This is a genomic window from Pseudomonas sp. Pf153, from assembly GCF_001269775.1.
GTDB lineage: Bacteria > Pseudomonadota > Gammaproteobacteria > Pseudomonadales > Pseudomonadaceae > Aquipseudomonas > Aquipseudomonas uvaldensis.
Window position 1 is genome coordinate 222,446 of record NZ_LHVL01000013.1, and the last position, 21,598, is coordinate 244,043.

Sequence of the window (21,598 nt, forward strand, 5' to 3'; positions counted from 1 at the left end):
GTTTTGTTCTCTAGCCAGCCAGGATCGAAAAAAGTATCACCTGCGCGTGATTATTTTTTCAGGGTCACGCCGGAGCCAACATGATCCAGTAGTCACCGAGGCGGGAGGTGACGTTGATGGGATAGGTCTGGGTGAGCATGTTCAAGGTGCGTCGGGTGTCGTTGATGGGGAAGGCGCCGGAGATTCGCAGGTTGGCGATGGCCGGGTCGCAACGCAGCACGCCGTTGCGATAGCGGGCCAGTTCGTCGATGAAGTCGGCCAGGCGCATGTTGTCCGCCATCAACATGCCCCGGGTCCAGGCCAGTGCCGATTTATCGACGGGCTTGACGGCGTCGATGGCAAACGCGGTGAAGCCGCTGCTCTGGCCCGCGCTGACGACTTTTTCCTCGAGGCCCTTCAATTCGATGCGCACCGCGCCTTCCATGACGGCGAGGCGAGTATGTCCGGTTTCTTCACGCACACTGAACCGGGTGCCGAGGGCCTGCATCCGGCCTTGCTCGGTCTGCACTTTGAACGGGCGGGGCACCGGAGAAGGATCCGCCGCGGTCTGAATCAGTATCTCGCCGCGGCGCAACAACAGCAGGCGCTGGTGTGAATCGAAGTACACGTCGATTGCTGTGTCGGTGTTCAACGTGACAAGGGTGCCGTCGTTGAGTGTCAGGTCGCGTCGCTCACCCACCGGTGCACGGTAATCGGCGGTCCATTGTTGCCACTCGTTCAGCTTCCAGCTACCCCAGGCCAGCGGCGCCAGGGCGAGCAGGGCGGCCAGTTTGCCCATGGCGGCCCGTCGCTCGGGATTGCCGGGACGATCCAGCGCAGGCATCGCGAGGGCTGGGGGCAGGCTTTGCAATTTGCTCAGCAACAACTCGGCCCGTGCCCAGGCCTCGCTGTGCGCCGGGCTGCTGGCGCGCCAATGCTCCCAGGCATGGCGTTCGGCATCGTTGACGTTGCCTTCGCTCAGGCGCATCAGCCAGTCGGCCGCTTCGTTGAGGATGCGTGAATCGAGGGTATGGCTATCGCGTCGCAGCATTCAATCCACCAGCATCAGGCAGTGCAGGAAGGCCTGTTTCATGTAGCGCTTGACCGTAATCAGCGAGACCCCCAGTTGACTGGCGATGTCGTCGTATTTCAGGCCGCTGATCTGTGACAGCAGAAATGCCCGCTTGACCGGCCCTGGAAGGCTGTCGAGCATGGCATCGATTTCATGCAGGGTTTCCAGCACCAGCAGGCGTCGTTCCGGCGAGGGTGCTTCAGGCTCGGGCAGCAACGCCAGCGCCTTGAGGTAAGCGCGCTCCAGTGCCTTGCGCTGGAACCAGTTGACCAGGATGCCGCCCGCTACGCAGCTCAGGTACGCCCGCGGTTCTTCAATGACCGCCACCTTCGAGGCGAGAATGCGGATAAAGGTGTCATGCGCCAGGTCCGCAGCGTCCAGCGCGTTACCCAGTTTTCGATAGAGACGGTTGTACAACCAGCCATGGTGACCGCTGTAGAGGTCTGCGACGGTGCGCAGATGACAATCGTTGACCGCTGACCCTTGATCGCTCATGACTGGTTATATTTTTTGATAGTGAGAATTATTCCCAATAGTAGTGGAGGCGCTCGGCTTCATGCAAGATCCTCTTGCGAAGAGGGGGACGGGCTGGGGGACGGACTCTAATCCGTTCGTGCTTCGCACGCAGCCAGCCCGGCCGGTCGATGGCGCAGCAGGGCCAGGGGGATCAGGACAGCACCATAGGCCACGCAAACATAAAGATAGGTGTACTGCAGGCCGTAGACCTGACTGAGCAACGCGCCCAGGGAAATGCCAAGGATGGAGGCCGTCTGCGACACACCCTGCGCCAACCCCAGCACCTGGCCCTGGCGGCTGTTGTCGGTGCTCTTGGACACGAGCGCCGTCAACACCGGCGTGGTGGCGCCCAGCAGCAGGCCCCAGACGAAATAGGCGAGGGCAAAGACCAGCGGCTGACGCGTCAGGCCGGCCGTGGCCGTCAATACCATGCACCCCATGACGATCAGGGTGATGGCATGCAGCGTTTGTGTCGCGTTGCGGTGTTCGAAGTAACGCGACCAAGACGTGGCGCAAAGAATGAACCCCAGGGCGAGCAAGCCGTAGCAGAGCCCGACCATCGCGTTGCTCACCTCGAAGGTCGAGCTTACGTACAGCGAAAACGACGTCTGCGGCAGCATCCGCGCCAACAACAGAAGTCCCATGATACCCAGCAACGAAATGATCGCCGGGTTGGACCGTTTTACGGGCAGGGAGCTGGATGGCCGGTCGGTATCGGGGGCCTTCTTGATCGGCGGTACATTCGGCAAGGTCAGTGCCGCCACCAGCGTGCACAGCGCGCACAGGGCGGACGCAACGATGTTGATCCAGAAAAAAGAGGCATGGTCCAGAATCAGTCCACCGATCACTGCGCCCAGCAATGAGCCGACGTTGGTGGATATCTGCAGGATGGCAAACAGCCTGGCCCGTCTCGACGGCGCTTCGATGCTGACGCCATAGGCCTGGGCTGGGGCGATATAGCCGGCGAACGCACCTTGCAGGAAACGCAGTATCAGGATCACCCAGACGTCGCTGCTCAGCGCCAGACCCAGTTGAGTCAGAGACAACCCGGCCAATGCCCGGATCATCATCAGTTTATGACCATAGCGATCGCCGATACGGCCCCAGAAGGCACTGGTCAGAATGATGCCCAGCATCGGGCCGACATACACCGCAGTACTGGCGAAGCTGAACACAGCGTCATCAGCGGTCAACTGGCGCAGATGAACGGGCCAGAACGGCCCGCTCATCTCCATGGCGCCCATGGACACCAGCTGGATCGCGAATAACAGGTAAACCAGTAATCGGACGCTCGAACCCTGGGAAATACCGGAGCGGGGCATGGACTGACTCTTGAAGGCGGATGAGGCTGTGTCTTATCCGACAGAGTGTCGATCCTGGCAAGGAAAAAATACCTCGGGATATTCCCTGCCGGGCATCGGATGTCTTGCTGCTGACCGATAGCCCGGCAACCCCTGGGCCCATGCCGTAGCGCATCACTCGGGCCGGAATACGGCCCGCAAACAGTTCTCGCGCTTGTCCTTGAACATTTCGTAACCCTGCACCGATTGCTCCAGCCCCATGGGGTGTGTCAGCAAATAGGAAGGGTCGAGTTCGCCTTTGCGGATATGTTCGAACAGCCTCGGCACGTAGCGTTGCCCAGGCTGCTGGCCCGAGCGCAGAGTCAAGGACTTGTTGACGATCGCTCCCATCGGAAACTTGTCCAGCAGGCCGCCATACACCCCGACCACCGATACCGTGCCGCCCTTGCGGCAAGCGCGGATCGACTGACGCAGCACGGTTCCGCGCTCGGTGTGCAGGCGCATCATCTGCTTGGTCTTGTCGTAGTAGTAATCGACCTCGGTGCCATGGGCTTCCATGCCGACGCAATCGATGCAGCGATCCGGACCACGGCCACCGGTCAGTTCCAGCAGGGCAGCATGCACGTCAGTGGTTTCGTAGTTGAGTGTGATGGCAGCCGCTTTTTCTTCCGCCAGGCGCAAGCGATCAGGGAAGCGGTCGATGGCGATCACCCGTTCCGCTCCCAGTAGGTAGGCACTGGAAATCGCCATCAGACCGACCCCGCCACAGCCCCAGACCGCCACCGTGTCGCCGCGCTGAATATTGGCGTTATCGGCGGCGAAGTAGCCGGTGGGCACTGCATCGGAGACAAACACCGCCTGTTCGTCGCTTACACCGTCGGGAATCGTGAACAGGTTCACGTCGGCATACGGCACGCGGATGTACGTCGCATGGCTGCCCGCGAAACCACCGAAGGCGTGGCTGTAGCCGATGATGCCGCACGCCGGCTGGCCGTAGGCGATGTCCGTGGCTGTGGGGTTGGGGTTGGAGTTGTCGCAGCAGGAGAAGTCCGAGCGCTGGCAGTGCTCGCACTGGCCGCAACCGAGAATCGACACCGTGACGACGCGGTCACCTTTCTTGAACTGCGTGACGGCCGCTCCGGTTTCCACCACTTCGCCCATGAATTCGTGGCCGATAATGTCGCCGGCTTGCATGGTCGGCACGTAACCGCCCAGCAGATGCAGGTCGGAACCGCAGACCGAGGACAGCATCACGCGCACGATGGCGTCGCGGGGATTGAGAATGGTCGGATCGTCGACTGTGTCGACTTGCAGTTTGTTGGGGCCTTGCCAGGTCAATGCGCGCATCAGACAGTTCCTCCTGTGGACGGGGCAGTGGACGGGGCGGTTGCCGGGTGGATGAACAGGAAATCTTCCGTGCCCTGGGGACGCATCCTGTTGGTGGTGACTTCACCCGTTTCCAATTGCTGCTTGATGCCGCGAAGCAGGTTCAGCAGGGCCTTGTCCGAGAACTTGGAGATGGCGGCGGCCAAGGCATACCCGGCTGCCCCGAAAGATGTCTTGCAGGCAACGATGACTTTGATCTGCGTGCCCCGGCCGCTTGGCGCGTCGCTGAAATGCATCTGGATATCGTGTTTGAAGCGCGTATCAGGTCCGGCAATCCAGTGCAGTTTGCGACCCTCCTTGGGTTCTTGCTGTTCGAGCACGCAATGCAGGGTTCTGTCCTTCGGGCCATGAGCCGTCCAGCGGTAGGTGCGTTCGCCGGTCTGCTCGATCTCATCGACCCAGGGCACCAGCGCGCCCAGGTTGGCGGGGTTGCGGCAGAACGCGAAGACTTCCTCCCTGGGCTTGCCTATGGTGACGCTGCGCGAGATCACCTTACTCCCGTCCCAGCCTCGATCCTGCTCGAAGGCCTGTTCGAACGGCGTATGGGTCAGCGCCTGCTTCACCCGGCAGGTGCCCGAATAAGCACGCCAGGCCGCACAAGCCCCCAACAATACTTGCGGCCAACCCTTGAGTCCGCCTTGGCGCAGGCCGTTGGCAATCAGCAACGTACCGGCCAGCAGTGACACTGCACGTTCAGGTGTGTCGAGATTGGGTCGCGACGGACTCGGTACCGCAGCCCGGCTCGCAACCAGTGGTGGACGTTCGGTCATGATGATTTTCCTTATAGAACCGGAGGCGACATAAGGAATGAACCAGTGGGACGGCGGTCGTTCCATCGACGTTCACGGTTTCCGATGAGGCGGTGTCGCCCGGTTCTGGCGGTGATGGAAGCGCCTGCCGTGCGAGTGAACCGGGGGAAAGGAGGTCGACGCGCCGAGCGATTTTTTTTTGAAATCAAGGGGTTGTCAGCTTTGGGAAATGAGTACATAATTGCGCCCATCGAACGCATTGAGAGGTAAAAAAACTCAATGTTTTCAAGGAGATAGCGCTTTAATCAAGCTGAATCTCTCCTGATCTGGTTTGTACACGGTTGATGGTTTCATTTACATCAAGCGTACTGAGGCCGAATAGCAAAATGGTTATGCAGTGGATTGCAAATCCACCTACGCCGGTTCGATTCCGACTTCGGCCTCCACTTTCAAAAAGCTCTGTAGATCTTTGATTTACAGAGCTTTTTTATTTACGCAGCAATGAAGGTTTTTGCCTCGAAAGAGCATGAGCGACCTTGCTTCGTCGGGGAGGGATGTATATATTTCGTCCCTTCTGTTGCACCGGCTTCGATCCTGTCAGATCCGCTATCCGACAACGCCACGAAGCCTGGCCGCGCTACCGCCCGAATGGCGAAACTGGTAGACGCATGGGACTTAAAATCCCCCGCTCGTAAGGGCGTGCCGGTTCGATTCCGGCTTCGGGCACCATTTAGAACAAAGGGTTGCATGTTTTTCATGCAACCCTTTTTGTTTGCCGATTTGCTGGTGGAAAACGTTACAACCGTCGCCGAAACGCTTCCAGAATCTCACGTGTGCCTTTTTTCATCTGCACCTGTGCAAGGGTATCCAGCGGGCACCAGAAACAATCGCTGATTTCATTTTGCGGTCTGGCCGCACTGACATCGCTGACCGAAACCTCGAAGACATGATGTTCAGTGTCGCCATCATTGATACGCATCAGGTAAAGCAGGTTTTCGGCCCCGAGCCCGGTTTCTTCCTCAAGCTCTCTGATCGCTGCGTCGGCGTGGGTTTCGCCACGCTCGACGGCTCCGCCCGGTAGCGCCCAGCGGCTGTTGGGTTTGCGGACCAACAGGATCTGGCGGTTTTCTTGGCAGATGACGGTCGCTCGAATTTTCATGGGCTCGTCCGGCAATGGCTGTCATAAAAATGAAATATAACTGAAATATAAGGCGCGGGTCTCGTTCGCATGCCCAACGATTTTCCGGCTCCTTAGCGGTACGACCGCGGCCAAGCGGGAAAGACTGACATTGATTTCGATCCATGAGGCTGCGGCGGCGCATTTCGTCTGAGTCTGTGAGGCCACATGCATCGGCTGACCGGCCATCGCCTAAAATGAATCAGATGGGAAAAACGGCATCCATGTTGTGTGGATAGTTACCCCGGGCAGTGGGGAGAGGCCAGATGACCACTGTTGAAGACTTCAAAATCAAGTCCCATGAGCTTTTAGTGGAGCTCGAGACGGCGACATCGGAAATGATGTCCCTCATTTGCGCGCACCAGATGACCGGAACGGCCTGGGAAGAGGCTGTCAGGCGTCAGCATGAAGCCTATGAGCAATGGGTCGGTTATCTAAACGAGCGCTCTACCTAGTGGCCCGTGCCAGCAAGGGCAGATTCTTTGAACGGTGCCGCAGTGCCCATGCCTAATCCATAGACTTCACACGAGGATTAGGCCATGTCTGAGTTAGCCAGCTATTTCTGGATTGCCGTTGCGGTGCTTTTGCTGCTCGTGGATCTGTGGGCGATCGTCAGTGTCTTTCGCAGCGACAAATCGGCCGGCACCAAGGCCGGTTGGGCCCTTTTGCTGATCATTCTGCCGGTATTGGGCTTGATCATCTGGGGCGTGGCCGGGCCGCGAGGCGTCAAGGAAGGACCGTCGTCGCCGGAGCACAGTAAAGGTTAGTGCAGGCGCATCAGCGGTTCTGCCAGCGGCCACCGTTGGTTTCGCAGTCTTTTTGCGCTTGCTGCAAGTGCTCGGCACCGTAGTGGTACCAAGTGACTCGGGCGTTGTCGGGGATGTTGGCCGAGCCGCCCGTGGTGTCTTTGCTGGTCGAACGCGGGTTAGCCAGGGCTTCCTGGGTGAGCCTGGCCTCGCATGTCGCCACATAGCCTTCAGCGCAGCGTTCGACGGGCGTTTTCCTGGTGCTCAGGGTTCCCTTGCTTTCGTTGCTGCACGACCAGCCGATGGCTTCGGCGGGGACGCCTTTGTATTCATAACAGCTACGGGTTTCGATTTCTGACACCGATTGGCTCTGTGAGCGGGTGATGACATCGCAACCTTGCGCCATCACGACGGTGGGACTCGAGCAGGCCACCCACAGCAGCAGGACTTTGGCGTTCATGATGAATCTCCTTTTGCGTTTTTTTGCCCTTGTTTCAATATCGAGGGGCAAAAACCCGCTGCGTTCCATCGGCTTTCAATGGATAGAACTCAGGAGAACGCGTGTCTGACGCGTAACGCTAGCGAAATTTGGGCAAGGGTCGTTCGACAGGCTTGAGCGATGACAGGGCATGCTGGATCGACGGAGCATCCTTTTCGATGTCGTTGAGCCGGTCCCGGATGCGCACGGCGGTAGGATGGCCACCGTGATGGTCGACCCAGTCGGCGATTTCCTTGCAAGCTGCCGTCAATCGGGCCTGGCGCGAGTCCAGCAAGGTGAGCAGGGTGGTGATGGACTCTTTCTCTGACATGTCGCACCTCCGTTTTCAGAGTTGTTCAGGCAGTACGAAGCCCGCTGCAGGCGGGTCGTACTGTCGATTAAGCGTAGTTGAGTTATTGGCGTTGTGCCGCAGGTTCCGGCGCCCGACTGGACAGCCGGGCGCCGCAGACCGGTTCGTGGGGTCAGCCGGATTCCTTGATCCAGCTCGGCGCGACACTCGCACGCCAGCGCACGTCCGTGATGCCATATTTCTCTGCAAGGGGTTTGGTGACCCGTTTGACCTTTTCTCTCCCGAATTTGGGGATGCGCCCGACACCCGCGTCGCAACTGGCCCAATGCCAAGCCTCGGAGTTATTCATCACTTCGGCGCGAATGATGAATGACTTCGGTTCGCCATGGAGCATGTAGTCGATGATGTAAAGCGATGGCCCGCCCATAAATCCTCCCTAATTTAGTCCTATACGGATGGATGCGGAGGCGTCCGGAAAATTCCATCGGATTTCCAGGCGGTCGGAAAAGGGCGGGATTGAGCGGCGGCAAGCGGAGCGCACCGATAGCGTTCGCTGTGTGGAACCAAACACGGTTAACCTTCTCCAAGGTGGGCTTCGGCACCCCGGGCCAGGGATCGAAGGCGAGGCTATGCAGTGTTAATAAGAAGGTAAAACATGAGGAATATCGCCTGGGCGCTGGTCATTGCGGTGCTTGCTTGCGGTTTGTCGGGCTGCATCGGGGCGCCCATCGAGTTGACGCCCCAAACCGAACAACGCCTGCGTGCGCAACCCCCGGTCCGTTTCCTGCTGACGTTCGATGACGGACCCAGTGCATCGTCCTTCTGGAACCCGAGCCTGGATGTGTTGGACGCCTTGGCACATAACCCGGTGCAGCCTGGAATCAAGGCAGTATTTTTCGTACAGACCCGTGCCCCACGTGCCGGCGACAGCGACATCGGGCGCTCGGTCATGCACCGCGAACAGCGTGAAGGTCACGTACTGGGCTTCCATACGGCCACCCATTGGCATACCAATCACCGATTCCTGGATCCCGACGAGCTGGAGCAATCCCTTGTCAACGGTGGGGCCGATATCGCTGCGATTACCGGCTCCGCTCCGACGCTGGTACGACCGCCATTCTGGAGTTACGACAGGCGAACCTTCGCGGCCTATCAGCGACATGGCATGCACGTGCTGCTGACTGACTTGAGTGCCAACGACGGCAAGGTCTGGGGATTCACCGCCAGTCCACGGCGGCGAATTAACATGGTGCGCCAGCTTTCTGAAGTACGTGAGCGCATCGCCGCCGGCCAGATGCCGGTGGTGGACGGGGTGATTCCGGTGGTGGTGACGTTCCATGACCTGAATCGCTATACCGCTCGACATGCTCGTGAGTACCTGCAAATCCTCCTCGACAGCGCCCGCGCCACTGGCGTGAGAACCGATGCCAAGCCCTTTTATGACGATCGCCAAGCGCTTGAACGAGCGGCCATGGCCCGTACGGTACGGGAAGCGGGCCAGCCTGTGCGCCTGCCGGGCCTGTGGAACTGGATATGGGACTCGAACGCTCACTGACCAGGCTTCGGCATCAAGAGATGTTACGACGCCCGGTTGGCATCCCGGTGCGAACTGAGTGTAAGGTAGGCGACGTAACTCTACGTTGGACGTAACCCTGGTTTATCCGAGGAGGTGACGATGAGTACCGCGATGCTGACGAAAATGCACATCAACGGCTATGACGTTCTCAGCGTGAACAGTGGACCCTGGAGAGTGTGTACTCAGGCTGATCGGTTGGGTTCATTCGCTTCGCGTGAAGAGGCGCTGGCATATGCCGCCGCGTTGCCGGCCAGGAAAAGCCGCCGCGTTCGGACAGTGAACGATAAATAGCCCGCTGGTCCCCGTGGGAGCCTGGCTTGTCCGCGATGACCATTGTCATCCGCCCCCGAGGCTCAGGCTTCCACCAACTCCAGCGGAATCTCCAATGTGAACAAGGCACCTTGCCCTGGTCCATCGCTATGGACAAGGAGACGGCCGTTCATTTCAACGGCTGCCAGCGCGCAACTGTGCAGACCGAACCCATGACCATCCTTGCGGGTGGTGAAGCCGTGGTTGAAAATGCGGGCCAGGTTTTCAGGCGCAATGCCTTCACCGCGATCCTTGACGCTCAGACATAGCGTGGTGTCATCGACGATTCGTATCCCCAGGGTTATCTCCCGTGGATGGTCGCTGACCTTGGACATGGCGAACTTGGCGTTGCTGATCAGGTTGATCAGGATCAGCAGCAAACGGTGTTTGTCGCCCATGATCGTCGGGGCGTCCTGGTAATCCTTGATGACGGCCACATGGTGCCGGCTCAGCGCTCCAGCGTTCATACGCAACGCGTCTTCGAACAGATCACCGATGTTAACCGGTTCGATCAGTCGCGCAGCTCCGGCATAGGTCTGCTGAGTGGTGACGATTTCCTTGATGTGATCGACGCTTTTGGTCAGTTGCGCCAGTTCCTCGATGAGCAGTGACTGCTCGGCGGCTATGGATTCGACCAACTCGTTGAAGTAGCGGGGCAGCAACTTGCCTTTTTCGTCGTGCGTCATGAATTGGCCAAGATCCTCGGCATGTTCATTCATCATCCTGACCGCTTTTCCCAGTCCCTGCGTCCTGCTGTTCTTGAGCTTGCGCGTCACCAGCTCCGCTGAAATATTCACGCTGTTGAGGACGTTCCCGACGTTGTGCAAGACATTCGTGGCGATCTCCGCCATGCCGGCCATTCGAGCGGCCTCCACCAGTTCACGTTCGGCTTCCATGAGCTCGCGGGTGCGCTCTGCCACGCGCTCCTCCAGCCGGTCGTTGGACAATTGCAACTGATGGTTGATCTGGTTGATGACGGCGTAGCTGCGAACCAGTCGCACGGCAAGATAGATCATCAGCAACGCCATCAGGCTGGCGCATACAGCAAGATAAATATGATATTGCTGGTCCGTTGCGGCGGTCCTGCGTTGTGTCTCGTTCAATAGCTCATTGATGTTATCCAGTCCCTGGGCGACGGGAATGACACTGATACGCTCGAGCAGATCGTTGACGATGGGCTGTTCCTGGAGGATGGTCCTGACATGCCGCGTAAGTGTGATGAAGGGCGACTGCTGTGCGGCGGGCAACTGATGGATGTAGTTGTCCAGTTCGGTTAGCTGACCTTGTAACTCCTGAGCTTTGTCCGCCGTGACATAAAGCGCATATTCCAAGGTCGTCAGCGTTAGATCGAGGACGATGTTGGCTGCAGCCAAGCGCTTCGAGGCGGCTGGGCCGTTCATTTCGCCCAGCAGGTTCTGAATCTCGTCTTCCGCGGTCGGCAACGCGTCCAGGGCTGCGCGCAAGCTTGTGTTGTGCTGCTCGAACTCATCTACCAGCACGGTCTTGTTCTTCACCGCGTCGACATAACCCTGGCGCCTGGATGCCCAGAGCATTGCCAGCGGACCGGTGCTGTTGAGTTGCTCCAACTGCTGCCATCTATGGTCCAGGTCAGGTGGGGGGCTCAACGACAGATCGTTGTTGACCCCGATTTTCTTTTTCAGGATCTTGACGTTCCAGTTGGCGTCGGATTGTTTGAGCTGCCGGACGAAATCACGGGACTCGAAGTAAGTCGTTGTGTCGTAGGTGTAGGACTTGATCAGGAAAAACATCAACGCCGAAAAAATCAGCAGCGCGACAGCCAGAAGGGCAGGCCACTTGTATTTCTGAATCAGTATCGTCACAGGGGGCTCCTGTTCAGGGCTGTGGTCGGAAAAGGCGACAGGTACCTGGGGCGGGCAGGTTCTCGGGGGCTTGATGCGATGGGGTGAGGCGGTATTGATGGGGTAATTGTCGCGTTGGTCGGTCTTGGCCTGGGTACACGTTGAGCTCCCTGCTGACGCTGGATTCGGATCGTCACTCAAGCCAGTGTAGCGCTAACGAAGCGGACGGCCGTGTTGGCCGGGAGCAGGTCGAAACGAGGGGCGCGGCCAGGGCAGGCCGCGCCGCCGGGGTCATCGGTTGTCGGCCCGGGTGTCGATGAAGGGCAGGGCACCGCTGGGCAGGACGGTGGTCGGCAGCACGCCATTCCAGCGTTCGGCCTTGGTCAGCTCCACCAGGTTCTGGTTGCTGGCCAGGGCCTGGGCCCGGGCCTTGATCGCTTCGGCTTCTGCCTTGCCGCGAAGCTCGGTAGCCAGGGCGTCTGCCTTGGCCTGGGCGACTTGCGAATCGGCTTCCGCCTGGGCCTGGGTGACGCGGATTTGAGCCTGGACCTGTTCGGTGGCGAGTTGTTGCTCGCGGGTCTTGACCTGGACTTCAGCCGCCATGCGCGCTTCGATGGCCTTTTCGTAGGCGTCACTGAAGTCGATGTTTTCCACCTGGACGCTGTCGATGATCACGGGCCCGGTAATGGTCGATTTGATGGCGGTGGAGATGTCGTTGACGAGTTGGACGCGGTTCTGCACGGCGGCGACGGCGTTGAACTTGCCGAAGACGTTTTCCACCTGCGTAGGCACCTGGCGGCTGATCATCCGGTCCCGGATGCCTTCGAGATCCTTGAATTGGGTGTAGACCTTCGCGACATCGGAAGGCGCGATGTGCCAGGACACCGAGACCTTGAGCTCGGCGGATTGCTGATCCTTGCTGTAGGCCTGGAGGTCGTCATAGGAGGTGACCTGGCTCTGGATGCTGATCAGACGGACGGATTCGATCATGGGCATCTTGAACGACAGTCCGGGTTCCACCACCCCGACCAGCGCACCGTTGCGCAGCAATACACCGCGCTCGGTTTCGTCGACCGTGTACCAACTACCGAAGACTACGAATAACAGGATGAAACCCATGATGGCCGCAACGAGGGAGCTGATGGTCTTGCTGGTCACTTTTTCTTTCCTTGTAGGGTTGCCGAAGACTGCGATCTTTTTCCGAGCGTCAGACACGAAAAAGCCCTGAATAATCAGGGCTCTAACGTATGAATATGGCGGAGGCGATGGGATTCGAACTCATGGACCTGTTACAGTCGACGGTTTTCAAGACCGTTGCCTTAAACCACTCGGCCACACCTCCGTATTGCATTGCGGGCGCCATAATACCCGAATGAAACACACTGTCAAACTCTCTACGTAGCTTGTTACAGAGCGTCTGTTATGATCCTTGCCACTGAATGTTTCAAAACCGGAGGAGTGTCGCCATGCGCGAACAGGATTACGTAGTGAACAACAGCGTGCAGGCCGAGCAGCTAGAGGTTAGCCGTGTCCTGCGCAACACTTATGGCCTGCTGGCACTGACGCTGGCTTTCAGCGGTGTGATGGCCTATGTCGCCCAACAGATGCGTGTCGGCTACCCGAACATCTTCGTGGTGCTGATCGGCTTCTACGGCCTTTTCTTCCTGACCAACAAGCTCCGTGATTCGGGTTGGGGCCTGGTGTCGGCGTTTGCGCTGACCGGTTTCATGGGCTTTCTGCTTGGCCCGATCCTCAACCGCTACCTGCAGATGCAGGGTGGGGCCGAGCTGGTCAGCGCGGCGTTTGCCATGACCGCACTGGTGTTCGGTGGGCTGTCGGCCTACGTGCTGGTTTCCCGCAAGGACATGAGTTTCCTGAGCGGTTTCATCACCGCTGGCTTCTTTGTATTGCTGGGCGCGATGCTGGCCAGCTTCTTCTTCCAGATCAGCGGCCTGCAGCTGGCGATCAGCGCCGGTTTCGTCCTGTTCTCGTCGGTCTGCATCCTGTACCAGACCAGCGCCATCATCCACGGCGGCGAGCGCAACTACATCATGGCCACCGTCAGCCTGTATGTATCGATCTACAACCTGTTCGTCAGCCTGCTGCAGTTGTTTGGTCTGATGGGCCGCGACGACTGATCGCTCTGTCACATTGGAAGCCCGCCTTTCGGCGGGCTTTTTTTTGCCCACGGAACCTGCGATTGCGCTCAGTTCATCGGTGGCAAGCGTCGCTTGACCGGTGTCTTCTTGACGATGGCAGTGTTGGTTTCGGCCAGCACATTGAGCTTATCCAGGAGGGTATCGAGTTGCTCCATGGAACGGACGTGGAGCCGGGCGATGAAGCAATCATCGCCGGTCACCTTGTCGCACTCGGTGAATTCAGCGATGGCCTGGATTTGCCGTTCCACCTCCTGCAACTGCCCCGGCAGCGGGCGTATGCGCACAATCGCCTGGAGCTGGTAGCCGAAGCTTTTCGGGTCAACCTCAACGGTGTATCCCCTGAGTACACCACGCTCTTCGAGTCGGCGAAGGCGCTCGGCGACGCTGGGGGAAGACAGGCCGCTCAGGTTCGCCAGGGCCTTGAGGGAGAGGCGGGAGTCTTCCATCAAGGCAGCGATGAGGATCTGGTCGATGTCGTCGGTCATACAGGCTCCGTTAGGCGAATGCTCATTTCTGCCTTGATAAAAAAGGTCAAAAGGCAGTTTAGCCTTTTTCACGCTATGGAGAAGCCTACGGATGGCCCGGCATACTGTGCCTCACTTGCTGAAGGAGCCTGAAGATGGACAAGACCTTACGTCGCGGTTCGCTGGAAATGACCGCCGCCATGTTGATTTCCGGAACCATCGGCTGGTTCGTGCTGGTTTCCGGCCTGCCGGTGCTGGATGTGGTGTTCTGGCGTTGCGTGTTCGGCGCCGCAACCTTGTTGATGATTTGCGCCGGTTTTGGATTCCTGCGTCGGGACATCCTGAGCCGCACGGCTTTCCTGCTGGCGGTGCTCAGCGGCGTGGCAATCGTTGGCAACTGGGTGCTGTTGTTCGCGTCCTATTCCCGCGCTTCGATTGCCATCGGCACGGCGGTGTATAACGTACAACCGTTCATGCTGGTGGGCCTGGCCGCCCTGTTTTTGGGAGAAAAGATTACTGCGCAAAAGCTGTTCTGGCTGGCAGTGTCGTTTCTTGGAATGCTGGCAATCGTCAGCGCCCATGGTGAGCAAGGGCAGGGCGGTGACGATTATCTGGCAGGTATCGCCCTGGCGCTCGGTGCGGCGTTGCTGTATGCCATCGCCGCGCTGATCATCAAGCGCCTGAGCGGTACGCCACCGCATCTGATCGCGCTGATCCAGGTCAGTACCGGTGTATTGCTGCTGGCACCCTGGGCTAACTTCTCGGCCATGCCGCAACAGCTCGAGGCTTGGGCCAGCCTGGTGACACTTGGCATGGTTCACACCGGTGTGATGTATGTGTTGTTGTACAGCGCGATCCAGCGACTGCCGACCGCCATCACCGGCGCGCTGTCTTTCATTTATCCCATTGCGGCGATCTTCGTGGATTGGTTCGCCTTCGGCCATCGCCTTGAACCTTTGCAATGGCTGGGTGTGGCAGCGATCCTGCTGGCGGCTGCCGGCATGCAGCAGGGCTGGGGCTTCAAGACTCGCCGCCCGGCCCTGCAGTCACGCACCGTTGGCGCGGATCAGAAGATGTAATCGGTGGTGAGGAAGTTCGAATCCCGCTCCCGAATGATGTCGCTGATCAGCGCCTTGTTGCTCTCCTGGAATTTGGTCGCCACCAGGGTACGGATCGAGAAGGTGCGCAGTGCGTCGTGAACGGACAGCGTGCCTTCGGCCGAGTTTTTCCGACCGTTGAACGGGAAGGTGTCCGGGCCACGCTGACACTGGGCGTTGATGTTGATGCGCCCGACCTGATTGGCGAAGGTGTCTACCAGCCTGCCAACTTGGGCTGGGTTGGTGCCGAAGATGCTCAGTTGCTGGCCGAAGTCGGACTCAAGCACATAGTCGACCACGGTATCGAGGTCGCGGTACGGCACGATGGGGACGACCGGGCCGAATTGCTCCTCGTGGTAGACCCGCATCGCGGTATTCACCGGGTAGAGCACCGCCGGGTAGAAGAATGAGCTGCGGGACTCGCCGCCGTGGGGGTTCATTACGGCGGCGCCTTTGGCCACGGCGTCAGCCACGAGCGAGTGCAAGTAATCGACCTTGCCTGTCTCCGGCAGCGGCGTCAACGCCACACCCTCTTCCCACGGCATGCCCGGTTTCAAGGCGGCGAGCCTGGCGTTGAATTTTTCGATGAAAGCCGGTGCGATGTCTTCGTGGACGAACAGGATCTTCAATGCAGTGCAGCGCTGGCCGTTGAACGACAGCGAGCCGGTCAGCGCCTCGCTGACAGCGTTGTCCAGGTCGACTTCCGGTAGGACCAGGCCGGGGTTCTTCGCATCCAGGCCCAGCGCGGCACGCAAACGGTGCGGACGCGGGTGCAGTTTTTTCAGGTCGCTGGCCGCCTTGTTGGTCCCGATGAAAGCAAAGATGTCGATCTTGCCGCTGGCCATCAATGCACTGACGGTTTCCCGGCCGCTGCCGTAGATCACGTTGATCACCCCCGCCGGGAAACTGTCGCGGAAAGCTTCCAGCAGCGGGCGCACGAGCAATACACCGAGCTTGGCCGGCTTGAACACCACTGTGTTGCCCATGATCAGGGCAGGGATCAACGTGGTGAAGGTCTCGTTCAGCGGGTAATTGTAGGGGCCCATGCACAACGCCACGCCCAGGGGGACGCGGCGGATCTGGCCGAGGGTGTCCTGTTCCAGTTCGAAGCGGCTGGAGCGACGGTCCAGTTCCTTGAGGGCGTTTATGGTGTCGACGATGTAGTCACAGGTGCGATCGAATTCCTTCTGGGAGTCCTTGAGGTTTTTGCCGATCTCCCACATCAACAACTTCACCACTGTTTCGCGTTGTTCGCGCATGCGTGCCAGGAAACTTTCCACGTGACGGATTCGTTCGGCAACGCGCATTGTCGGCCACTGTCCCTGGCCACGATCATAAGCGCGGACAGCCGCGTCCAGAGCCGTGAGAGCGGTTTCGGCATCCAGCAGCGGAGTGCTGCCGAGTATCACCTGCTCGTCACCTTGTTCGCCGGCCAGATACACGGGGCTGCGCACCACGGCCAGCGGCCCTTGCCAGGTTTTCAGGACGCCATCGACCAGGTATTCGCGTTGCTCGATCCGCCCTTCGAGGCGGTAGGCCTGGGGAATGTCTACGGCACCGGGAAACAGGTTGGCGAGAAGGTTGGCTGTGTCCATGTCGTTACTCCCTGATTGAAATGAGCCATGGGCTGATGGCAATGATCAATACAGGGTTATACGCCTTATTGGAGGGAGTTTTTAAGGGGGCAAGATGCAATTGTGGCGCAGAGGGCTGGCGGCGCTGTTCGTCCCACCGGCCCTCGGCACGTCGTTTTACCAACGCATCCGCACACCCAGGCTGGTGATGACGCCATTGAGGTCGTTGTCATCGACGTCGCTGCTGTAGTCGGCGCTGACATACAGGCTCACCACGGGGGTGACCCGGGCGACCAGGCCGAGGCCGACTTCGACGGTCGAGGATTTACGGCTGCTGCTGATCTTGTCGACTTTATCCAGGGTCAAGGTGTCTGCGCTCTGGACGGTATGCCACAGGTTGGTCCGCACGTAAGGTTCCACGCCCAGGCCGTTGACTTGATAGCGCCCCTTGAGGCGCGCGCCGACGCGACCGCTCCAGGTGCTCAGCTCATTACCGCTATTGTCTGCGGCGTGCGCGGTGTCGAGGGTGATGCGTCGATTGATCAGTTGCGCCTGGGGTTCGACCACCCAGTTCTCGCTGATGCCGATGGGAAAGCCACCTTCGACCGACAACGTGACGGCGTCGCCTTCGGCGGCCTGTCGCAAGCCTTGTTCGTTGCGGCTATAACCGCTGACCCGGCCGCCGCTGGCGCTCAGGTCGACGTGCCAGCCGGCGGGGCCGGTCAGGCTCCAATAGGCACCCAGGTTCGTCCCTTGCAGGTGCAAGGTGTCTTTGCCCTGTCTGGCCATGGCGGGTGTCACCCATGTACCTGTGGCATTGCCTATGATCGAGTGCTGTTCGCTGATCAGTCCCATGCGTTGGGTATGGCCGCTGTCGTTACGCAGAGTGAACAGCGGAGGGCTCTTGTGGGAGGCGGGATCGGTGTTGATGAGCGCGGCATTCGGGCTGCCGGGGCTTGTTCGGTCATACCAGGTTGGTGCTGATTGCTCGTCAGGCCAGGCCAGTACTTCCATGGATGAACACAGCAGCAGCGACGTCGATACGGTGTAGAAGGTGGTGGCGATCTCTTGTGGGCGGTGGGAGGTTTTCATGGGGGGTCTGCCTTGCAATTGCATGCATTTCTCGCCTGGCGTCTCTCCTACCCCGAATGAGGGGCGACCGAATGGAGTGAGGCAAGGCTCGGGCGTCCCGTCCTAGGCTCTGTACGAAAAGCCTTGTTACTCGTTCATGCTGCGTTGAAAACAGCCTGACCTTCGTCTCAAGACATTTTGTACAGAGCCTAGCGGGTTCCAGAGGCCTGCCCCTGACTGTGTTTCCGGGGGTAGTACGGTGTAGTCAAGAAGACCTAAGCCGTCGCGTCAAGAAACTGAACGACGAGTGGCAATATGAAATCAAGTTTTGTAACTGGCTGATTTACATCGTGATAACAGACATTAGTCAGGCGTCAAAAAATTACCGTGCGAACGCATTCTTCTCCTCACCAGCTGACCCGCAGACCGAGGTTTCCCGCCATACTGCGCTGCTGATTGCTATCGAAGTTATTGCTGTAGTTTGCGCTGGCGTAGACGCTGACCGAGGGCGCGAGGCCGACGATGACGCCCACGCCCAGGTCGCCGGTAGAGGCGCGCTGCTGGGTCTCGATCCGTTCGGCGTTGTCGAATGTGACCGAGTCGGAGCCAGAGAACGTGTGCCACAGGTTGGCACGCAGATACGGTTCCACTGGCAGGCCGCTGACTTGATAGCGACCCTTGAGCCGAGCCCCGAGACGGCCCGTCCAGGCGCTGTCCGAATCGAACTCCACCCTGGATATTCCGTCATCCTGAGTGTCGAGGGACACCTTCTGGTGAATGAGCTGGACCTGGGGTTCGAGCACCCAGTCGGCGGTTACGGCGAAGGGATAGCCGGCCTCTGCCGACAGGGTCAGCGCATGTCCGCGATTGTCGATCTTCAGACCGCGTTCGGAGCGGTTATCGCCGTTGAGGCGCGTGCCCATCACGACTGCATCGACGTAGCCACCGGTGGGGGCGGTGAGGGTCCAGTAAAGCCCATAACTGTCGCCGTCGAGTTCGATCTTGCCGGCACGCCGCCCCTTGAACCCTTGATTGAAGCCATCGACGTTACCGTTCAGTTCGGTATGGCCAACGAAGAAGCCGATGCGATGGGTCTGTCCACCGGACAGCGGTGCGCTATAGAGGTCGTTGCCCACCTGGAAGCCTTTGATCGACCCATCGAACCGAGGGGTGACCGTGCCGGCCCAGGTCTGATCCAGATCCTTGCCATAGACACGTCCCCAACCCGCGCCGAACGCGCCGGTCTCGGTGAGCAGGCGCTGGTCTCCCTGGCGGTCATGGAAAGTACCCAGGGCCATCAGGGTCAGTTGCGCTGCCGCCGGCGGCAAGACTGACCAGGTGGGGACCTCCGGGCGATACAAAGGAATCGGCGCGGCCCCAGGCGCGGGTATGGGCAAGGCAGGCAGGCCGGGGCTGGGTGCGGGCACCGGTCCTGCTACCACGGTCGAGCGCAGATACCAGCTATTTCCCTCGCCGGTCACGCCACCCTTGAACAGGCGGTAGTCGAACGCACCGGCCGACACCGAGTTCGCCAGCGAAAACGCACCGCTGTCGCTGACCGCCCCGCCTTGGGCCTGTACCAGTTCGATGCCGTTCAGGGTGGTCAATGCGCCTGCGCCTTCGAGGTTCACAACGGCGATAGCGGTATTGCCAGTGAGCGTCCCGCCATTGACCACCAGTTTGTCGCTGGGTGAGTCGTCCGCGCCGACCCTTGTCTGCAAGCGCAATTGTCCGTTATTGCCCACATAGTTGCCTTGGACGGTCAGCGTATCGCCGGTACGAGTATTGCCCTGGGTGAGATCCACCGTCCCGGCGTTGTTGAGGGTTACCCGCTGGCCGGCGGTAAAAGGCGCGAGACTGCCCTCGGCGGAAGTCAGCACACTGCTGGCATCAATGTTGAGTGTCCCCAGGCCCGTGGTGCTGTCGCCCAATACCAGGGTGTCCCCCAGGTCCAGGCGTGAGCCCTGGGTGAGATTGACATCTTCCCAATTGAGGTAGCGCGCGCCAGTGGCGGAGGTCGTGTTCTCAAACGTCAGCGCATCCTGCCCCAGGCCGCCGTCAAGATTGGGCGTGACCGCGAGTCCTGTTTCATCAAGTCGACGCAGCAGCGCCGTATCGCTGCCATCACCCATCAGGATGGCCGAGTGGATCAGCCCGCCGCTCCACTCCAGCCGGTCATCGCCGGCACTGGCCCGAACCTGGCCGATAATTTCGCCGCCGCTCACGGTGATGCTGTCGTTGCCACCGCTGACGCTGACATTGCCGCCAATGCGTCCCGCAGAGAGGATGATGGTGTCCTGGCCGAAGCCGGTCACCAGATTGCCGATGATCTGGCCGCCCGACATATCGAAAAGGTTATCGTCGAGTTTCATGTCGACCCGGCCTATGGTGCCGCCACTCATGCGGGCAATGTCGCCGTCTTCGAAGGCATCGACGATGGTGCCGCCAGTCATCGAGAACGTGTCGAGGCCATCGCCCTGGGACAGGGACAGGATCCGACCGCCTGTCATGAGAAAGTCGTCGGTTCCCGAGCCTTGGCTCACGTCGCCGTCGATCACACCGTTGGCGTGGATTTCGATGTGATCCTCGCCGTCGTCAAAGGTCACGTCGCCCTGGATCAGGCCACTGCCGCTGGCGGGCATCGTCAGGCGGTTGTTGCCGGAAAGATCGGTCAGGCCGGGGCTGGTCCCACTGTCGCAGACGTAGGTGTCGTCGCCTGCCGTTGGCGCCAATGTGCAGGCAGCCAGGGCACTCGGAACGGGGAACAGGAACGGTGTCGAGATCCCCAGGATGTAGAACAGCCGATTGAATCCATGATCGCGCAGGCTCATGTGCTATCCCTCTGCATCGGCATTCCTGGAATGCCGGTATCAGCATTGGCTGCACAACAGCTGGCACTCATGGCCTGGCAACGCGCGCTGTATGGACTGGCACCCTAGCAACGATCAATTGCCGCCGCTACTGTCAGAACTTACAGGTCAAGCGCGATGAATCCGAATAACGTCCGAAACTACAGATGCACTTCCACTGAAAGCGGCAGGTGATCGCTCAAATGCGTCCAGGGCTTGTTGCCCAGGATCTGTGGGGCGTGGCTGGTAGCGTTGCGCAAGTAGATGCGGTCCAGGCGCAGCAGGGGAAAACGGGCCGGATAGGTCCTGGCCGGACGGCCATGGTGGTGCTCGAAGGCTTCATGCAGGTACTGACGACGGGCAAGGGCGGTATTGCCGCGAAGCTGCCAGTCATTGAAATCCCCCGCGATAATCACCGGCGCATGCTCGGGCAACGATTCAAGCAATTGACAGAGGAGCTTGAGCTGAAGTTGCCGGTGGCTTTCCAGCAGGCTCAGGTGCACGCAGATTCCGTGGACCTCGGCATGGCCTGGCACGTCCAGCACACAATGCAGCAGCCCGCGTCGTTCCGGGCCGGTGATGGAGACGTCCAGGTTACGGAATTGGCGGATCGGGTATTTCGACAGCAATGCATTGCCATGATGACCATCGGGGTACACCGCATTGCGGCCATAGGCGAAGTCGTTCCACATGCTGTCGGCGAGGAACTCGTACTGGGAGGTCTGGGGCCAGTTGTCATAGCGCGACGCATGGCGGTCATGCTCGCCAAGCACCTCCTGCAGGAACACCAGGTCTGCGCCAGTGCTGCGCACTGCTTCGCGCAGCTCAGGCAGGATGAAGCGACGGTTGAGGGCGGTGAAACCCTTGTGGGTATTGACGGTAAGAACCCGTAGCCGATGGACCGCCACGGGCGTGTCCAACGGCACCGATTCGACAGCCCGCCAGTCGGGATCTCGAGTCACGTT

At 59.6% G+C, this 21,598-nt stretch carries 22 protein-coding genes and 3 tRNA genes; 8 read left to right on the plus strand and 17 right to left on the minus strand.

Annotated elements, in window-relative coordinates; genetic code table 11:
- Window positions 1–64 precede the first annotated feature (64 nt).
- From AD666_RS09890 to AD666_RS09910, 5 genes are all read right to left on the minus strand, one after another.
- The gene (locus tag AD666_RS09890; RefSeq protein WP_053150970.1) at window positions 65–1,030 is read right to left on the minus strand and encodes a FecR domain-containing protein; all 966 of its coding nucleotides are present in this window, start codon (window positions 1,028–1,030) and stop codon (window positions 65–67) included.
- The gene (locus AD666_RS09895) at window positions 1,031–1,546 is read right to left on the minus strand and encodes a sigma-70 family RNA polymerase sigma factor (RefSeq protein WP_053150972.1); all 516 of its coding nucleotides are present in this window, start codon (window positions 1,544–1,546) and stop codon (window positions 1,031–1,033) included. It abuts the gene before it with no gap.
- Window positions 1,547–1,653: 107 nt separating this feature from the next.
- A complete protein-coding gene (locus AD666_RS09900; RefSeq protein WP_053150974.1) occupies window positions 1,654–2,889 on the minus strand; it encodes an MFS transporter in 1,236 nt (411 codons plus the stop codon).
- A gap of 153 nt (window positions 2,890–3,042) precedes the next feature.
- A complete protein-coding gene (locus AD666_RS09905; RefSeq protein ID WP_053150977.1) occupies window positions 3,043–4,215 on the minus strand; it encodes a zinc-dependent alcohol dehydrogenase in 1,173 nt (390 codons plus the stop codon).
- On the minus strand, window positions 4,215–5,024 hold the full coding sequence (locus AD666_RS09910; RefSeq protein WP_053150980.1) for an SRPBCC family protein: 810 nt from the start codon (window positions 5,022–5,024) through the stop codon (window positions 4,215–4,217). Before AD666_RS09910 ends, AD666_RS09905 begins: the two co-directional genes overlap by 1 nt.
- A 351-nt stretch (window positions 5,025–5,375) precedes the next feature.
- On the opposite strand from AD666_RS09910, the gene AD666_RS09915 reads away from it, so the two are divergent.
- Window positions 5,376–5,449 (plus strand) — tRNA-Cys (locus tag AD666_RS09915).
- 196 nt (window positions 5,450–5,645) lie between these two features.
- A tRNA-Leu gene (locus tag AD666_RS09920) sits at window positions 5,646–5,732 on the plus strand.
- Window positions 5,733–5,799: 67 nt separating this feature from the next.
- Here the strand turns inward: AD666_RS09920 and AD666_RS09925 are convergent.
- Complete coding sequence (locus AD666_RS09925) at window positions 5,800–6,162, minus strand: NUDIX hydrolase (protein ID WP_053150983.1); 363 nt, start codon at window positions 6,160–6,162, stop codon at window positions 5,800–5,802.
- Between the two features lie 284 nt (window positions 6,163–6,446).
- Between AD666_RS09925 and AD666_RS09930 the strand changes: the two genes are divergently transcribed.
- Window positions 6,447–6,635 carry a hypothetical protein gene (locus tag AD666_RS09930; RefSeq protein ID WP_053150987.1) on the plus strand — a complete coding sequence of 63 codons (189 nt, stop codon included), beginning with the start codon at window positions 6,447–6,449 and terminating at the stop codon, window positions 6,633–6,635.
- Window positions 6,636–6,719: 84 nt separating this feature from the next.
- Entirely contained in the window at window positions 6,720–6,947 is a 228-nt protein-coding gene (locus AD666_RS09935) for a PLD nuclease N-terminal domain-containing protein (protein WP_053150989.1), read from the plus strand.
- A gap of 10 nt (window positions 6,948–6,957) precedes the next feature.
- Here the strand turns inward: AD666_RS09935 and AD666_RS09940 are convergent, their stop codons facing one another.
- From AD666_RS09940 to AD666_RS09950, 3 genes are all read right to left on the minus strand, one after another.
- Entirely contained in the window at window positions 6,958–7,386 is a 429-nt protein-coding gene (locus AD666_RS09940; RefSeq protein WP_053150992.1) for a hypothetical protein, read from the minus strand.
- Window positions 7,387–7,504: 118 nt separating this feature from the next.
- Entirely contained in the window at window positions 7,505–7,735 is a 231-nt protein-coding gene (locus AD666_RS09945) for a hypothetical protein (protein WP_053150995.1), read from the minus strand.
- A 151-nt stretch (window positions 7,736–7,886) separates the two neighbouring features.
- A complete protein-coding gene (locus tag AD666_RS09950) occupies window positions 7,887–8,141 on the minus strand; it encodes a DUF6555 family protein (RefSeq protein WP_041022040.1) in 255 nt (84 codons plus the stop codon).
- 228 nt (window positions 8,142–8,369) lie between these two features.
- Here AD666_RS09950 and AD666_RS09955 point away from each other — a divergent pair, with 228 nt between their 5' ends.
- Entirely contained in the window at window positions 8,370–9,269 is a 900-nt protein-coding gene (locus AD666_RS09955) for a polysaccharide deacetylase family protein (protein WP_053150997.1), read from the plus strand.
- Between the two features lie 120 nt (window positions 9,270–9,389).
- A complete protein-coding gene (locus AD666_RS26780) occupies window positions 9,390–9,581 on the plus strand; it encodes a hypothetical protein (protein WP_053151000.1) in 192 nt (63 codons plus the stop codon).
- 62 nt (window positions 9,582–9,643) lie between these two features.
- Here AD666_RS26780 and AD666_RS09965 read toward each other — a convergent pair whose 3' ends face one another.
- The 3 genes from AD666_RS09965 to AD666_RS09975 form a co-directional block, all read right to left on the minus strand.
- Window positions 9,644–11,440, minus strand: coding sequence for a DAHL domain-containing protein (locus tag AD666_RS09965; protein WP_053151002.1), 1,797 nt, complete (start codon window positions 11,438–11,440; stop codon window positions 9,644–9,646).
- Window positions 11,441–11,710: 270 nt separating this feature from the next.
- On the minus strand, window positions 11,711–12,577 hold the full coding sequence (locus tag AD666_RS09970) for an SPFH domain-containing protein (RefSeq protein ID WP_082339728.1): 867 nt from the start codon (window positions 12,575–12,577) through the stop codon (window positions 11,711–11,713).
- A gap of 96 nt (window positions 12,578–12,673) precedes the next feature.
- Window positions 12,674–12,761 (minus strand) — tRNA-Ser (locus AD666_RS09975).
- 124 nt (window positions 12,762–12,885) lie between these two features.
- Here AD666_RS09975 and AD666_RS09980 point away from each other — a divergent pair.
- Window positions 12,886–13,557, plus strand: coding sequence for a Bax inhibitor-1/YccA family protein (locus AD666_RS09980; protein ID WP_053151005.1), 672 nt, complete (start codon window positions 12,886–12,888; stop codon window positions 13,555–13,557).
- A gap of 68 nt (window positions 13,558–13,625) precedes the next feature.
- Here AD666_RS09980 and AD666_RS09985 read toward each other — a convergent pair whose 3' ends face one another.
- Window positions 13,626–14,063 carry an Lrp/AsnC family transcriptional regulator gene (locus AD666_RS09985; protein ID WP_053151006.1) on the minus strand — a complete coding sequence of 146 codons (438 nt, stop codon included), beginning with the start codon at window positions 14,061–14,063 and terminating at the stop codon, window positions 13,626–13,628.
- A 134-nt stretch (window positions 14,064–14,197) separates the two neighbouring features.
- On the opposite strand from AD666_RS09985, the gene AD666_RS09990 reads away from it, so the two are divergent.
- A complete protein-coding gene (locus AD666_RS09990; RefSeq protein ID WP_053151008.1) occupies window positions 14,198–15,121 on the plus strand; it encodes a DMT family transporter in 924 nt (307 codons plus the stop codon).
- Here AD666_RS09990 and AD666_RS09995 read toward each other — a convergent pair.
- The 4 genes from AD666_RS09995 to AD666_RS10010 all read right to left on the minus strand — a co-directional run bounded on the left by AD666_RS09995 (window position 15,109) and on the right by AD666_RS10010 (window position 21,595).
- Window positions 15,109–16,734 (minus strand): NADP-dependent glyceraldehyde-3-phosphate dehydrogenase, encoded by a 1,626-nt coding sequence (locus AD666_RS09995; protein WP_053151010.1) that lies wholly within the window; start codon window positions 16,732–16,734, stop codon window positions 15,109–15,111. The two genes, AD666_RS09990 and AD666_RS09995, sit on opposite strands and share 13 nt — an antisense overlap.
- A gap of 156 nt (window positions 16,735–16,890) precedes the next feature.
- A complete protein-coding gene (locus AD666_RS10000; protein ID WP_053151014.1) occupies window positions 16,891–17,805 on the minus strand; it encodes an autotransporter outer membrane beta-barrel domain-containing protein in 915 nt (304 codons plus the stop codon).
- A 386-nt stretch (window positions 17,806–18,191) separates the two neighbouring features.
- Window positions 18,192–20,615: an autotransporter outer membrane beta-barrel domain-containing protein gene (locus tag AD666_RS10005; protein ID WP_053151017.1), complete on the minus strand. Its 2,424-nt coding sequence runs from the start codon at window positions 20,613–20,615 to the stop codon at window positions 18,192–18,194.
- Between the two features lie 179 nt (window positions 20,616–20,794).
- On the minus strand, window positions 20,795–21,595 hold the full coding sequence (locus AD666_RS10010) for an endonuclease/exonuclease/phosphatase family protein (RefSeq protein WP_053151020.1): 801 nt from the start codon (window positions 21,593–21,595) through the stop codon (window positions 20,795–20,797).
- Window positions 21,596–21,598: the final 3 nt, after the last annotated feature.

Coding starts and splice junctions, on each gene's coding strand:
- AD666_RS09890 (WP_053150970.1), bottom strand. CDS start 1,030: ATGCTGCGACGCGATAGCCATACCCTCGATTCACGCATCCTCAACGAA.
- AD666_RS09895 (WP_053150972.1), bottom strand. CDS start 1,546: ATGAGCGATCAAGGGTCAGCGGTCAACGATTGTCATCTGCGCACCGTC.
- AD666_RS09900 (WP_053150974.1), bottom strand. CDS start 2,889: ATGCCCCGCTCCGGTATTTCCCAGGGTTCGAGCGTCCGATTACTGGTT.
- AD666_RS09905 (WP_053150977.1), bottom strand. CDS start 4,215: ATGCGCGCATTGACCTGGCAAGGCCCCAACAAACTGCAAGTCGACACA.
- AD666_RS09910 (WP_053150980.1), bottom strand. CDS start 5,024: ATGACCGAACGTCCACCACTGGTTGCGAGCCGGGCTGCGGTACCGAGT.
- AD666_RS09925 (WP_053150983.1), bottom strand. CDS start 6,162: ATGAAAATTCGAGCGACCGTCATCTGCCAAGAAAACCGCCAGATCCTG.
- AD666_RS09930 (WP_053150987.1), top strand. CDS start 6,447: ATGACCACTGTTGAAGACTTCAAAATCAAGTCCCATGAGCTTTTAGTG.
- AD666_RS09935 (WP_053150989.1), top strand. CDS start 6,720: ATGTCTGAGTTAGCCAGCTATTTCTGGATTGCCGTTGCGGTGCTTTTG.
- AD666_RS09940 (WP_053150992.1), bottom strand. CDS start 7,386: ATGAACGCCAAAGTCCTGCTGCTGTGGGTGGCCTGCTCGAGTCCCACC.
- AD666_RS09945 (WP_053150995.1), bottom strand. CDS start 7,735: ATGTCAGAGAAAGAGTCCATCACCACCCTGCTCACCTTGCTGGACTCG.
- AD666_RS09950 (WP_041022040.1), bottom strand. CDS start 8,141: ATGGGCGGGCCATCGCTTTACATCATCGACTACATGCTCCATGGCGAA.
- AD666_RS09955 (WP_053150997.1), top strand. CDS start 8,370: ATGAGGAATATCGCCTGGGCGCTGGTCATTGCGGTGCTTGCTTGCGGT.
- AD666_RS26780 (WP_053151000.1), top strand. CDS start 9,390: ATGAGTACCGCGATGCTGACGAAAATGCACATCAACGGCTATGACGTT.
- AD666_RS09980 (WP_053151005.1), top strand. CDS start 12,886: ATGCGCGAACAGGATTACGTAGTGAACAACAGCGTGCAGGCCGAGCAG.
- AD666_RS09985 (WP_053151006.1), bottom strand. CDS start 14,063: ATGACCGACGACATCGACCAGATCCTCATCGCTGCCTTGATGGAAGAC.
- AD666_RS09990 (WP_053151008.1), top strand. CDS start 14,198: ATGGACAAGACCTTACGTCGCGGTTCGCTGGAAATGACCGCCGCCATG.
- AD666_RS09995 (WP_053151010.1), bottom strand. CDS start 16,734: ATGGACACAGCCAACCTTCTCGCCAACCTGTTTCCCGGTGCCGTAGAC.
- AD666_RS10000 (WP_053151014.1), bottom strand. CDS start 17,805: ATGAAAACCTCCCACCGCCCACAAGAGATCGCCACCACCTTCTACACC.
- AD666_RS10005 (WP_053151017.1), bottom strand. CDS start 20,615: ATGAGCCTGCGCGATCATGGATTCAATCGGCTGTTCTACATCCTGGGG.